The organism is Micromonospora sp. NPDC023644 (assembly GCF_040640115.1).
Lineage (GTDB): Bacteria > Actinomycetota > Actinomycetes > Mycobacteriales > Micromonosporaceae > Micromonospora.
In genome coordinates, this window is the sequence record NZ_JBFABA010000009.1 from 69,445 (window position 1) to 81,863 (window position 12,419).

Below are 12,419 nucleotides of genomic sequence, written 5' to 3' on the forward strand. Positions count from 1 at the left end.
TGGGGGCCGCCCGGCTCAGGCCAACTCGTCGGGGTCCACCCCGAGCAGATTGGCCACCTGTTCGATGATCACGTCGTGCACGAGATCCGCGAGGTCCTCGCGGTCCATCGCACGGAACTCCAACGGCCGGCGGTAGAGCACGATCCGCGGGGGCACCTCCTGCCGGCCGGGCCGACCGGGCAGCAGCCGGGCGAGCGGCACCTCGCCGTCCTCCAGCACGTCGGAGTCGTAGACGTTGAGGTCCGGCGGGACGTCCTCCACCGCGAACTCGACCCCGGCCAGCTCCTTGGCGAACCGCCGTTCGAGGGCCTCGACCGTGTCCAGCACCAGATCGTCGAAGATCTCCGCCTTCGTACGCGCCAACGGCACCGTCGCCGGGACCAGCCGCCCGCGCAGACCGCGCCCGTGCCGGTCGCGGTGGGCGCGCCGGCCGGGGCCGGGGCGGCGGTGTTCCGGACTCGTCATGAGGGCAAGGTTAGCGCCCGCACCGACCTGGCCTGCGGCAGCGCCTCAGACGCGGCGCGGCGCGGCCACGCCGGCCGAATTGTGATCACCGCGACGGGCGTGTCGCAACGCGAAGCAGTGCGCCGGACCCGGTAATGGGGATACCCTGCCGCCGTGAGGTCACCACGGCGCTGCTCCCGTAACGGCTGCCCCCGGCAAGCGGTCGCCACGCTGACCTATGTCTACAACGAGTCGACAGCGGTGGTCGGCCCGCTGGCGGCATTCGCCGAGCCGCACACGTACGACCTCTGTGAACCGCACGCCCGGAGCCTGACGGCGCCGCGCGGCTGGGACGTCGTCCGGCACGAGGGCGAGTTCGAGCCCCCGCCGCCGACCACCGACGATCTGGTCGCCCTGGCGGAGGCCGTCCGCGAGGCCGCCCGCCCGGTGGCGCCCCGCCCGCCCGAGGACGACCACACCACCAACTCGACTCCCCAGACGGGCCGCCGGGGTCACCTGCGCGTCATCCCCCCGAACCACTGACCCGCGCCCGCACGGGCCTCCCGGCCGCGCGGTAGCCGGCCCGCCGCCGCAACACACCTTTCGCGCGCTGTCGAGCTGCCCCATCCATGCGTCCAGTGTGGGGGCGCCCCGCCTGGACACTTGCGGGCCCTTTCCGGACTCTCTCGGCACGCCTGAGATGGGCGGAACATGTCTCGCCCCGACACGCCGGCAGACCGCAGACGCCAGCACGATGCGTGGCTACCGTGCGCCACAGCGTGACAGAGCGGCGGAGTGCGTGAGCGGCGCTGGCGCCCCCGGTGGAGCGGGCGAGCGGAGCGGAGGGCTGGCGGGTGAACGAGGCGCTGCGGGTGGCGATGGCCGAGAAGGGGGAGACCGCCGAGTCGCTGGCGGAGAAGGTGGGTGTCGACCCGAAGACGGCGGGGCGGTGGCTCGCGGCCGGCCGGATCCCGCACCCCAGGACCCGGCTCGCCGTCGCCGAGGTTCTCGGGCGCGACGCCGCCGAGCTGTGGCCCGAGCCGTTCCGCCGCCGCGACCTGCCGTGGTTCCGACCATGGGCCGAACTGGAGCAGGACGCCGTCACGATCAGGTCGTACCAGCCGCTGCTCGTGCCCGGCCTGCTCCAGACCGAGGGGTATGCCCGCGCGGTGCTGGCGACCGGCGGCCTGCTGCCGGCGGCCGAGGCCGACGAGATCGTGGGCGGCCGGCTGGCCCGGCAGGCGATCCTGGCCCGGGACGCCCCGCCCCAGCTCGTCGCCGTGATCGACGAGGTGGTGCTGCGCCGGCGGGTGGGGGACCGGGCGGTGATGGCCGGGCAGCTGGCCCACCTGCTGGCGGTCGCCGCGCAGGAGCACGTGCAGGTCCGGGTGATCCCCGCCGAGGCGCCGTGGCACACCGGGCTCGCCGGCCCGTTCGTGCTGATCCGGCTGCCCGACGGCGCCGAGACGGCCTATCTGGACAACCAGCTGCGCGGTCAGGTCGTGACCGAGAGTGCCGACATTGCTAGCCTGGGCGCGAGATGGGAGAGCGTCGCCGGCGAGGCGCTGCCGCGACGTCAGTCGATCGAGCTGATCGGGGAAGTGGCGACGACATGGACATGACCGACGCCCGCTGGCGCACCGCGACCCGCAGCAGCAACAACGGTGGCGACTGCGTCGAGGTGGCCGACAACCTGCCCGGCCGGGTGCTCGTGCGGGACAGCAAGGACCGCGCCGGGGGCGTGCTCACCTTCGCGCCGGGCGCCTGGCGGGCGTTCGTCGGGTCCGCCGGCCGGCACGGGCGCGCCGGCTGATCGGGCGGCGCCTCTGGGCGTACGCCTGCCCAGGCGGCGTGCGGCGGACGGACGCCGCAGTGGCGAGACCGGCCGATCGCCGCGACGATCCGCATCGCTCCCGCGACGATCCGCATCGCCTCCGCGACGGCCAGCATCACTCCCGGGACGGTCAGCACCACTCCCGGCGTGGAGCGGAATGTGGTCGCGCCTTCGCCCTTCGCGCACGCTGACCCGCCGTCCGTCGTCGCCGTCGGCCCATGCCAAGATCTGTCGTTCACCGCACCTGACGTCCCGTCGGCGCGCCGCCTCCGCCTGCCCACCGACGATGACCTCGAGGAGTCGTCACATGCGAACTCCCCTCCGGCCCCTCACCCGGCGTGGGCTGCTGACCGGCGCCCTCGGCTCGGCGGCACTGCTGGCGGCGGGCGGCTCGCTGACCGGCTGCGGCACCAGGGGCGCCGCCCAGACGGAGGCCGGCTGCGTCAGCGAGGACCTCTCCGGCACCGAGAAGACGCTGACGTTCTCGAACTGGCCCCAGTACATGGACGTGGACGACGCCGACTCCGCCAAGCGGCCGACCCTCGACGCCTTCGTCGCCGAGAGCGGCATCCAGGTCGCCTACACCGAGGACGTCAACGACAACAACGAGTTCTTCGGCAAGGTGCAGAACCAGCTCGCCGGGTGCCAGTCGACCGGGCGGGACATCGTCGTCCTCACCGACTGGATGGCGGCCCGGATGATCCGGCTCGGCTGGGTCCAGAAGCTGGACAAGTCGAAGCTGCCCAACGTCGAGGCCAACCTGCTGCCCTCGCTGCGCGGCCGGTCCTTCGACCCGGCGGACCAGCTCGCCATCCCCTGGCAGTCCGGCCTGGCCGGCCTCGCCTACAACGGCAGGGTGACCAGGGAGATCCGGACGGTCGACGAGCTGCTCACCCGCCCCGACCTCAAGGGCAAGGTCACCGCGCTGGCCGAGATGCGGGACACCATGGGCCTGCTGCTCCAGTCGAACGGCCACGACCCGGCGAACTTCACGAGCGCCCAGTTCGACGACGCGCTCGCCAAGCTCAAGAAGGCCGTCGACTCCGGCCAGATCCGCAGGTTCACCGGCAACGACTACGCGCCGGAGCTCGCCAAGGGCGACATCGCCGCCTGCATCTGCTGGTCCGGCGACGCCATCCAGCTCGGCTTCGACGACGACAGGATCAGGTTCGTGGTGCCCGAGTCCGGGGTGATGATCTGGTCGGACAACGTGGTGGTGCCGAACAAGGCCACCCACAAGGGCAACGCCGAGCGACTCGTCGACCACTACTACGAGCCGGCGGTCGCCGCCCGGCTCGCCGCGTTCGTCAACTACATCTGCCCCGTCCGGGGCGCCCAGGCCGAGATGGAGAAGATCGACCCGGCGCTGGCCGCCAACCCGCTGATCTTCCCCGACGACGCCATGCTGTCGCGGTCCAAGGTCTTCATGGCGCTGGACGAGAAGCAGGAACGCGAGTACGAGGGCAAGTACCAGCAGGTCATCGGGGCGTGAGCGGGATGGGCGGGACGACTGCGGGACGCGAGACCCCGGGCGGCGACCTGCGGCTGGCCAACCTCACCAAGCGGTTCGGCGCCGTCACCGCGGTGGACGACCTCAGCCTGACCGTCCCGCAGGGCTCCTTCTTCGCCCTGCTCGGCGCGTCCGGCTGCGGCAAGACCACCACGCTGCGGATGATCGCCGGCCTGGAGGAGCCGACCGGCGGGCGGGTGCTGCTGGGCGAACGGGACGTCACCCGGCTGCGCCCGTACAAGCGGCCGGTGAACACCGTCTTCCAGAGCTACGCGCTCTTCCCGCACCTGGACGTCTTCGAGAACGTGGCGTTCGGCCTGCGCCGGCGGGGCATCCGCTCCGTCGACGACGAGGTCATGGGCATGCTCGCGCTGGTGCAGCTCGACGACCACGGCCACCGCCGCCCCGCCCAGCTCTCCGGCGGGCAGCAGCAGCGGGTCGCGCTGGCCCGCGCCCTGGTCAACCGCCCGCAGGTGCTGCTGCTGGACGAGCCGCTCGGCGCGCTGGACCTGACGCTGCGCCGGCGGATGCAGCTCGAACTCAAGCGGATCCAGACCGAGGTCGGCATCACGTTCGTGCACGTCACCCACGACCAGGAGGAGGCCATGACGATGGCCGACACCGTCGCGGTGATGAACGCCGGGCGGATCGAGCAGCTCGGCGCCCCCGCCGACCTCTACGAGTACCCGGCCACGGCGTTCGTGGCGAACTTCCTCGGCCAGTCCAACCTGCTCGCCGGCGAGGCGGCCGGCGCGGGCGGGGACGAGGTGGCGGTGTCGGCGCACGGCCGTCGCTTCTCGGTGCCCGCCGGCCGGGCCCGGGTCGACCGGGGGCCGGTGCACCTGGGCGTACGCCCGGAGAAGCTGCACCTGGTCGACTCCGTCGACCAGGTCCCCGCCGGGTGCCAGCACGTCACCGGGGTGGTCACCGACGCCTCCTACGTGGGGGTGAGCACCCAGTACCTGCTGCGCACCGGCTGGGGCGGCGAGCTGACGGCCTTCGTCGCCAACAGCGGCACGGCCCGTCCGCTGCCCGTGGGCGCCGAGGCGGTGGCGTACTGGGACCCGCGGCACGCCTTCCTGCTGCCTAGGGAAACCGGCGGGCAGGACCGGAGCGTGCCCGCGCGGGACGAGCCGGTCGGCGCACCCTCGTGAGCGCCCTCGCGCACCTGCCCACCGGTTCCGGGGAGCCGGCGCCGCCCGCGCCGCCCCGCCGGCCCGGACTCCTGCCGTACCTGCTGCTGCTGCCCGCGGCGGCGTGGCTGTTCCTCTTCTTCGCGGTGCCGCTGCTCCAGCTCGCCGCCGCCAGCCTCTACGACCCGACCGGCTCGCTCGCCACCGGGTACGCGATGACCTGGGCGTTCGGCAACTACCCCGACGCGCTCGCCGCGTACTGGCCGCAGTTCGGGCGCTCCTTCGGCTACGCCGGGGCCGCGCTGGTGCTGGCGCTGCTGGCCGGCTACCCGCTGGCGTACGCGATCGCCCAGAAGGCCGGCCGGTGGAGGAACCTGCTGTTGGTCTGCGTGGTCGCGCCCATGTTCACCAGCTTCCTGGTGCGCACGCTGGCGTGGAAGACCATCCTGTCGGACAACGGCTGGCTCGTCGGGCTGCTGCGCGACGTGCACCTGCTCGCGCCCGACGGCCGGCTGCTGGCCACCCCCGTCGCGGTGGTGCTCGGCCTGACGTACAACTTCCTGCCCTTCCTGGTGCTGCCGCTCTACGCGAGCCTGGAGCGGCTGGACCCCCGGCTGCTGGAGGCGGCCGGCGACCTCTACGCCGGCCCGTGGCGGACCTTCCGCCGGGTCACGCTGCCGCTCTCCATGCCCGGCCTGGTCGCCGGCACGCTGCTGTTCTTCATCCCGGCCAGCGGCGACTACATCAACGCCGAACTGCTCGGCACCCCCAACGAGTACATGATCGGCAACGTCATCGACTCGGCGTTCCTGGTCCGGCTGGACTACCCGCAGGGCGCCGCGCTGTCGTTCCTGCTGATGGCGGCGATCCTCGCGGTGGTCTTCGGCTACCTGCGCCGCACCGGCACGCAGGAGGTGCTCTGACCGGTGGGACACCGTTTCGGACGCTGGCTGGCCGACCGCTGGGTGACGGGCGTGGCGCTGCTGGTGCTCGGCTACCTCCTCCTGCCGGTCGCCGTGGTGGCCGCGCTCTCCTTCAACCGGCCCTCCAGCCGCCTGTCGTACGACTTCAACGAGTTCACCCTCGACAACTGGCGCAACCCGTGCGCCACCTCCGACATGTGCGACGCGGTGGTGCGCAGCGTGCAGATCGGCTTCGTCTCGACCGTGGTCGCCACGGTGCTCGGCACCCTGATGGCGTTCGCGCTGGCGCGGCACCGGTTCCGTGGCCGCGCCGGGATCAACGTGCTGATCTTCCTGCCGATGGCCACCCCCGAGCTGGTGATGGGCACCTCGCTGCTGGCCCTCTTCGTCTCCGCCGGGGTGCCGCAGGGCTTCTGGACCGTCGTCGTCGCGCACGTCATGTTCTGCCTGTCGTTCGTGGTGGTCACCGTCAAGGCACGGCTGGCCGGGATGGACTCCCGGCTGGAGGAGGCCGCGATGGACCTCTACGCGAGCGAGTGGCAGACCTTCCGGCGGATCACCCTGCCGCTGGCGCTGCCCGGCATCGTGGCCGCCGCGCTGCTCGCGTTCTCGCTCTCCTTCGACGACTTCATCGTCACGAACTTCACCGCCGGCACCACCGTCACGTTCCCCATGTACGTCTGGGGCGCCGCCCAGCGGGGCATCCCGCCGCAGGTCAACGTCATCGGCACCGCCATGTTCGTGATCGCGCTCCTGCTGGTGCTGGCCAGCACCCTGCGCGCCCGCCGCACGAGGCGGGCCCCTCGTCAGGCGGGAGCGTGACGAGGGGCCCTTGGTCCGGGGGTCGGCCCGGGTCGGTCGAGGGTTCGGGCTAGAGGGTCAGGGTCCAGCTGTCGATGTAGCCGGTGTCGCCGCTGGCGGCGTCCTGGACCCGCAGGTTCCAGGTGCCGTTGCGGGTCTCCGTGGAGAGGTTCACCGTGTAGGTCTGGTTGATGTTGTCGGCGGAGCCGCCGCTGCGGTTGTGCAGGGTGTAGACGCTGCCGTCGGGGGCGACGAGGCTGACCACGAGGTCACCGACGTAGGTGTGCACGATCTGCACGGCCACCTTGCTGGTGGACGAGGCGGTGCCGGTGCAGCCGGCGATCGCGACGCTGCTGGTGACCGTCGCGTTGTCGCCGACGGTGACGTTGTTGGCGTTGGTGCCGGTGCAGTCCGTCGTGCCGGAGCCGCCCAGGTTGAGCGTCCAGCTGTTCAGGTAGCCGGTGTCGCCGGCGCCCGCGTCCTGGACCCGCAGCTTCCAGGTGCCGTTGGCGACCTCGGAGGAGAGGTTGACGGTGTAGGTCTGGTTGATGTTGTCGGCGGAGCCGCCGGTGCGGTTGTGCAGCGTGTAGGCGCTGCCGTCGGGAGCGACGAGGCTGACGGCGAGGTCACCGACGTAGGTGTGCACGATCTGCACGGCGACCGTGCTGGCGGAGCCGGCGGTGCCGGTGCAGCCCGCGATGGTGATCGTGCTCTCCACCGTGGTGTTGTCGCGGATGGTCACGTCGGTGCCGTTGGTCTGGGTGCAGCCGGTGGGCGGCGGGGGCGTGGTGCCACCGTCGCCGACGTACAGCAGCTTGTTGGGCGAGCCGGTGCCGGGGCTGGTCACCGCGTTGCTGGTGGCGTCGGCGACGAGCTTGTCGCGCACCTGCTGCGGGGTGAACGTCGGGTTGGCGGCGAGCACGAGCGCGGCGGCGCCGACCACGTGCGGGGTCGCCATCGAGGTGCCGCTGATGGTGTTCGTGGCCGTGTCGCCGGTGTGCCAGGCCGAGGTGATCGAGCTGCCGGGCGCGAAGATGTCCAGGCAGGTGCCGATGTTGGAGAACGACGAGCGGGCGTCGGTGTTGGTGGTCGAGCCGACCGTGATGCCGGCGGGGGTGCTGGCCGGCGAGCTGTTGCAGGCGTTGGCGCCGCTGTCGTTGCCGGCCGCCAGGCCGTAGCTGACGCCGTCGGCGATGGAGCGGGCCACGGCGTCGTTGACGGCCTGGTTGAAGCCGCCGCCGAGGCTCATGTTGGCCACCGCGAGCTGGCCGGCGGCGTGGTCGCCGGTCACCCAGTCGACGCCCTGGATGACGCCCGCGTTGGTGCCGCTGCCCGCGCAGTCGAGCACCCGGACGCCGACCAGGGTGACGCCCTTGGCCACGCCGTACGCGGCGCCGCCGACCGTGCCGGCCACGTGCGTGCCGTGCCCGTTGCAGTCGTCCGCGCTGCCGCCGTCGATCGCGTCGAAGCCGGAGACGGCACGGCCGCCGAAGTCGCTGTGGCCGAACCGGATGCCAGTGTCGATGATGTACGCCTTCACGCCCGAACCGGTGTTCGGGTAGGTGTACGAGCTGTTCAGCGGCAGTGCGCGCTGGTCGAGCCGGTCCAGGCCCCAGGACGGGGTGGGGCTCTGCGTACCGCTGATCCGCATGGTGTGGTTCTGCTGGACGTAGCGCACCGAGGGGTCGGCGGCGAGCCGCTTGGCCTCCGCCTCGGACAGCCGGGCCTCGAACCCGCGCAGCGCGTTCTGGTACGTCCGGTTGACCGCGCCGCCGTGCCGGCCGGCGAGGTCACGCGCCTTCTTCGTGACGTCGGTCCGGCCCACCGAGGTGTCCTTGAACACGACGATGTACGAGTCGTCGACGGCGGTGGCGCCGCCCGCCAGGAGGATCTGTCCCTCGGCGGGGGCGGCCGTCGCGGGGGTGCCGAACGCCACGGCGGTGGCGACGGCGGCTGTCAGCACACCGACGCGCCAGCGGCGCGCGGCGGGGTAGGGGAGTGTCATCCCTCGGGTGTTCCTCTCGCTACACGACGGCGGGTACGCCATCGATCGCAATTGATCAAAGTGAGCAAGATCGTAGGGCCTCCACGGCAAAATGTGGAGACGTGCGGGCACCTTGTATTCGGAGGGGGAACTGCGGTAAGGGATCGGTCGGGCTCACTGCCGTGCGGAAGGTCTACGCTGCTCCACGTGGACCCCGTCGCCTTTCATGTCGCCTCCCGCCCCGCCCACGGCGAGGGCGAGCTGACCGTCCACCACCCGTACGACGGGCGCGCCGTCGGTCGTACCACCCTGGCCACCGCCGACCAGGTCGAGGCGGCCGTCGCGGCAGCCGCCGGGGTGGCCGCGGCGGCCGCGGCCCTGCCCGCGCACGCCCGCGCGGCGGCCCTGGACCACGTGTCCCGGCGGCTCGCCGAGCGGGCCGAGGAGGTCGCGCGGCTGATCACCGACGAGAACGGCAAGCCGCTGAAGTGGGCCCGCGCCGAGGTCGGGCGGGCGGTCTCCACCTTCCGCTGGGCCGCCGAGGAGGCCCGCCGCTTCTCCGGCGAGCTGCAACGCCTCGACACCGACCCTGCCGCCACCGGGCGGATCGCCCTGGTCCGGCGGGCGCCCAGGGGGCCGGTGCTCGGCATCGCGCCGTTCAACTTCCCGCTGAACCTCGTCGCGCACAAGGTCGCCCCGGCCATCGCGGTCGGCGCCCCGATCATCGTCAAGCCCGCCCCCGCCACCCCGCTGTCGGCGCTGCTGTTGGGCGAGCTGCTCGCCGAGACCGACCTGCCGGAGGGGATGTTCTCGGTCCTGCCGCTGCCCAACGAGCGCGCCGCCGAGCTGGTCACCGACCCCCGGCTGCCGGTGGTCTCGTTCACCGGCTCCGGGCCGGTCGGCGCGGCGATCCGCCGCTCCGTGCCCGAGAAGCACGTCACCCTGGAGCTGGGCGGAAACGCCGCCGCCGTGATCTGCGAGGACTGGAACACCGACGAGGACCTGACCTTCGCCGCGCACCGCATCGCGACGTTCTCCAACTACCAGGCCGGGCAGTCGTGCATCGCCGTGCAGCGGGTCTACGTGCACGAATGGCTCTACGACGCGTTCCTGCCCCGCCTCGTCGCGGCCGTGCAGGAGCTACGCGTCGGCGACCCGTCCGACCCGCTCACCGACGTCGGGCCGCTGATCTCCGCCGAGGCCGCCCAGAGGGTGGAGGCGTGGGTGGACGAGGCGGTCACCGCCGGCGCCACCATCGAGGTGGGCGGCCGGCGCGAGGGCACGACCTACCCGCCGACCGTGCTCTCCGGCGTGCCGGCGGACGCCAGGGTCTGCGCCGAGGAGGTCTTCGGGCCGGTGCTGGTGGTCGCCCGCGTCGCGCACGACCAGGCCGCGTTCGCCGCCGTCAACGACTCGGCGTACGGATTGCAGGCGGGCGTCTTCACCCACCGCCTCGACACGGCCTTCGCGGCGCACCGCGCCCTGGAGGTGGGCGGGGTGATCGTTGGGGACGTGCCGTCGTACCGGGCCGACCAGATGCCGTACGGCGGGGTGAAGGGCAGCGGCGTCGGCCGCGAGGGCCTGCGCAGCGCCATGGACGACTACACGGAGCCCCGGGTCATGGTGCTGACCGGCCTGCCGCTGTAGCGGCCCGCCGGCTGCCGCCCGCTCACCAGGCGTCGCCCGCGCACCAGGCGTCGTCCGCTCACCGGGCGCTGTCCGCTCACCAGGTGCCGTCGTCGCGGACGCGGGCCGGCGCCCGGCCGAGCAGCAGGGTGGTCAGCGCAGCGTCGATGTCCTCGCCGAGGAACCACTCGCCGGCCTGGTCCAACGCGAAGATCCGACCCCGCTCGTCAACGGCGAAGATGCTGTCACCGTGCTCGGACCCGACGGGAAAGAGCCTCGTCCCGAGCACGGCGGCGAAGTCGGCGAGCGTGTCGGCCGAGTGCGCGCTCCGAAGCGGGTTGGTCGTGAACCGGCTGATCCAGACCTGCTCGCCGGGCCCCCGGCGGCTGCTCACGATCGCGGGAAAGGCGGTCAGCGCCCGCTCCGCCGCCGGGAAGGGCTCGTGACGGTGTCGTTGACCGGCCACCTCGCATGTCTCCCGGATCGCCCCGGCGGCCAGGGCGGGGTTGAACTCGCTGTCCTCCCAGCCGGCGTCCATGAGTGCGTCGCCGACGGCGGGCGGGAAGCGGCCCGGATGATGCGGGTGCTGTGGCTGCGGATGCCACTCCGAGGTGAAGGCCAGGTCAGCCCACGACAACGCGTTGAAGTGGACCAGGAAGTTGACGCACGAGTCGCAGGCCCTCTCCGCCCTGCCGCCATAGGGATCGCCCGGCTCCCGCACCCGGAAGACCTCGAAGCGGGCACTGCCCAACAGCATCTCCGCGTCGGCCATGCCGAGCGGCGCGATGCCCTCGGCGGCGCGGCGGTGGTCGTAGTCGTGCAGGACGTCGGAGACGACGATCAGCTCGGCGTGCCGGTCGCCGCCGCGTACCAGGTGCCCGGGAGGTAGCTCGTCCAGGTAGGACCGCACCAGTGGGTGGTGGTTCAGCGTGACGTCGCCCTTGGCGCCCTGCGCGCGGAACAGCCGCCCCTCGACCGTCAGGTGCGCCGCCGTGCCGGGGGTCGGCAACCGGCGGATCTCGCGGAGCAGTTGGCTCGCCGGGTCGACGGTGCGGGGAACCCCGGGGCCGTCCGGTCGGCTCCGGCGGTACATCTGCGCGACCACGTCGACCGGCACGCGCGGCCAGGTGGTCACCTCGCCGGTCAGCTTGTCCACCACCGTGGTCGGCAGGTCGCCCGGCACCGTCCTCGCCTCGACGGGCACGGTGGACATGATGACGTAGCCGAGGTCGAACTCGTCGACGCTCGGGCGGCACTCGTGTCCCAGGCGCTGTGACTCGCGGCGGGCCCACACGGCGGCGAGCTGTTCGGCCTGCTGGCGATCGATCACAGCTTGAAAGTACCGGACCCCCACGGATTCATGGCGCCCGGTATGGTTCGCCCTACCGACGGTAACCGGGGGAGGGTGGCGTTGGCCGAGAGTGTGGACCGGGACGCCAATCGCGCGCTGCGGGCGCGGTTCGACGAGGTGTACGGGGACTACCAGCGACTGAGGTCCGGTCTGGACGAACTGCAGGGTCGGCTCGCCGAGCTGCGGGTGACCGAGCGCTCAGAGGACGGCCAGGTGACCGCCACCGCGGGTGCCCGGGGCGAGGTGATCTCGGTGGAACTGCACCCCTCCGTCTTCCATGACCGGGACGCCAAGGCGTTGAGCCGGAAGGTCACCGCCACCATCCACCGGGCCGGGGCCGCCGCGGTCGCCGCCACCCAGGATCTCGTGGCCGGCTACCTGCCCGCCGGCTCCGGGGCGACGGACTTCCTGCGTACGGGTGACTTCGGTTCGTTGCTGGGCCGGGCCGACGCCGTGCTGCGCCGGAGCGAGTGATGGACGGCCAGCTCTGGCTCGACCCGCAGCGCGCCCGGCGCGGCGGCGTCGACCTCTCGCTGTCGGGCGAGGCGATCACGGCACGGCGCCGCCAGGTGGGCGGCGCGATCGCAGCAGCGAGCGGCCGGTCGCTATGGGGCAAGGACGACATCGGGGCCGCGTTCGAGCAGAAGTACCGCGGCTTCGAGGAGCTGGTCCTGCGCACGTGGGAGGGCGTGGGCCGGCACCTGGAGGGCCTCGGCACCGACGTGGTCCGGTCGGTGGACGCCAACCTGCGGACGGACGCGGCGAGTGCGGGCCGCCTCGGCCGCGTCGGCGACCGGCACCAGCAGCGCTGAT

At 72.7% G+C, this 12,419-nt stretch carries 13 protein-coding genes; 10 read left to right on the top strand and 3 right to left on the bottom strand.

The features are described 5' to 3' along the window. Positions 1-15: 15 nt before the first annotated feature. Positions 16-465 carry a metallopeptidase family protein gene (locus AB0G08_RS09960; RefSeq protein WP_358085746.1) on the bottom strand — a complete coding sequence of 150 codons (450 nt, stop codon included), beginning with the start codon at positions 463-465 and terminating at the stop codon, positions 16-18. 153 nt (positions 466-618) lie between these two features. On the opposite strand from AB0G08_RS09960, the gene AB0G08_RS09965 reads away from it, so the two are divergent. From AB0G08_RS09965 to AB0G08_RS09995, 7 genes are all read left to right on the top strand, one after another. Further along, on the top strand, positions 619-987 hold the full coding sequence (locus AB0G08_RS09965) for a DUF3499 domain-containing protein (protein ID WP_121396491.1): 369 nt from the start codon (positions 619-621) through the stop codon (positions 985-987). 311 nt (positions 988-1,298) lie between these two features. Then, the gene (locus AB0G08_RS09970; protein WP_358085935.1) at positions 1,299-2,066 is read left to right on the top strand and encodes a helix-turn-helix transcriptional regulator; all 768 of its coding nucleotides are present in this window, start codon (positions 1,299-1,301) and stop codon (positions 2,064-2,066) included. Continuing rightward, positions 2,057-2,257 (top strand): DUF397 domain-containing protein, encoded by a 201-nt coding sequence (locus AB0G08_RS09975; RefSeq protein ID WP_358085749.1) that lies wholly within the window; start codon positions 2,057-2,059, stop codon positions 2,255-2,257. The genes AB0G08_RS09970 and AB0G08_RS09975 overlap by 10 nt, the downstream gene beginning before the upstream one ends. Before the next feature lie 328 nt (positions 2,258-2,585). Then, positions 2,586-3,770, top strand: a complete 1,185-nt coding sequence (locus AB0G08_RS09980) for a spermidine/putrescine ABC transporter substrate-binding protein (RefSeq protein WP_358085752.1) — start codon at positions 2,586-2,588, stop codon at positions 3,768-3,770. A gap of 5 nt (positions 3,771-3,775) precedes the next feature. Continuing rightward, positions 3,776-4,942 carry an ABC transporter ATP-binding protein gene (locus AB0G08_RS09985; RefSeq protein ID WP_358085755.1) on the top strand — a complete coding sequence of 389 codons (1,167 nt, stop codon included), beginning with the start codon at positions 3,776-3,778 and terminating at the stop codon, positions 4,940-4,942. After that, on the top strand, positions 4,939-5,844 hold the full coding sequence (locus AB0G08_RS09990; RefSeq protein ID WP_358085758.1) for an ABC transporter permease: 906 nt from the start codon (positions 4,939-4,941) through the stop codon (positions 5,842-5,844). Before AB0G08_RS09985 ends, AB0G08_RS09990 begins: the two co-directional genes overlap by 4 nt. Before the next feature lie 3 nt (positions 5,845-5,847). Beyond that, positions 5,848-6,666 carry an ABC transporter permease gene (locus AB0G08_RS09995; protein ID WP_358085761.1) on the top strand — a complete coding sequence of 273 codons (819 nt, stop codon included), beginning with the start codon at positions 5,848-5,850 and terminating at the stop codon, positions 6,664-6,666. Between the two features lie 49 nt (positions 6,667-6,715). Here the strand turns inward: AB0G08_RS09995 and AB0G08_RS10000 are convergent, their stop codons facing one another. Then, the gene (locus tag AB0G08_RS10000; RefSeq protein ID WP_358085764.1) at positions 6,716-8,650 is read right to left on the bottom strand and encodes a proprotein convertase P-domain-containing protein; all 1,935 of its coding nucleotides are present in this window, start codon (positions 8,648-8,650) and stop codon (positions 6,716-6,718) included. Positions 8,651-8,836: 186 nt separating this feature from the next. Here AB0G08_RS10000 and AB0G08_RS10005 point away from each other — a divergent pair, with 186 nt between their 5' ends. Further along, positions 8,837-10,276, top strand: a complete 1,440-nt coding sequence (locus AB0G08_RS10005) for an aldehyde dehydrogenase family protein (RefSeq protein ID WP_358085766.1) — start codon at positions 8,837-8,839, stop codon at positions 10,274-10,276. A gap of 76 nt (positions 10,277-10,352) precedes the next feature. Here the strand turns inward: AB0G08_RS10005 and AB0G08_RS10010 are convergent, their stop codons facing one another. Next, complete coding sequence (locus tag AB0G08_RS10010) at positions 10,353-11,585, bottom strand: SUKH-3 domain-containing protein (protein ID WP_358085769.1); 1,233 nt, start codon at positions 11,583-11,585, stop codon at positions 10,353-10,355. Positions 11,586-11,660: 75 nt separating this feature from the next. On the opposite strand from AB0G08_RS10010, the gene AB0G08_RS10015 reads away from it, so the two are divergent. Both AB0G08_RS10015 and AB0G08_RS10020 read left to right on the top strand, forming a co-directional pair. Further along, positions 11,661-12,080 (top strand): YbaB/EbfC family nucleoid-associated protein, encoded by a 420-nt coding sequence (locus AB0G08_RS10015; protein WP_358085772.1) that lies wholly within the window; start codon positions 11,661-11,663, stop codon positions 12,078-12,080. Beyond that, positions 12,080-12,418 carry a hypothetical protein gene (locus AB0G08_RS10020; RefSeq protein ID WP_358085775.1) on the top strand — a complete coding sequence of 113 codons (339 nt, stop codon included), beginning with the start codon at positions 12,080-12,082 and terminating at the stop codon, positions 12,416-12,418. Before AB0G08_RS10015 ends, AB0G08_RS10020 begins: the two co-directional genes overlap by 1 nt. Position 12,419: the final 1 nt, after the last annotated feature.

Coding starts and splice junctions, on each gene's coding strand:
- AB0G08_RS09975 (WP_358085749.1), top strand. CDS start 2,057: ATGGACATGACCGACGCCCGCTGGCGCACCGCGACCCGCAGCAGCAAC.
- AB0G08_RS09980 (WP_358085752.1), top strand. CDS start 2,586: ATGCGAACTCCCCTCCGGCCCCTCACCCGGCGTGGGCTGCTGACCGGC.
- AB0G08_RS09960 (WP_358085746.1), bottom strand. CDS start 465: ATGACGAGTCCGGAACACCGCCGCCCCGGCCCCGGCCGGCGCGCCCAC.
- AB0G08_RS10020 (WP_358085775.1), top strand. CDS start 12,080: ATGGACGGCCAGCTCTGGCTCGACCCGCAGCGCGCCCGGCGCGGCGGC.
- AB0G08_RS10000 (WP_358085764.1), bottom strand. CDS start 8,650: ATGACACTCCCCTACCCCGCCGCGCGCCGCTGGCGCGTCGGTGTGCTG.
- AB0G08_RS09985 (WP_358085755.1), top strand. CDS start 3,776: ATGGGCGGGACGACTGCGGGACGCGAGACCCCGGGCGGCGACCTGCGG.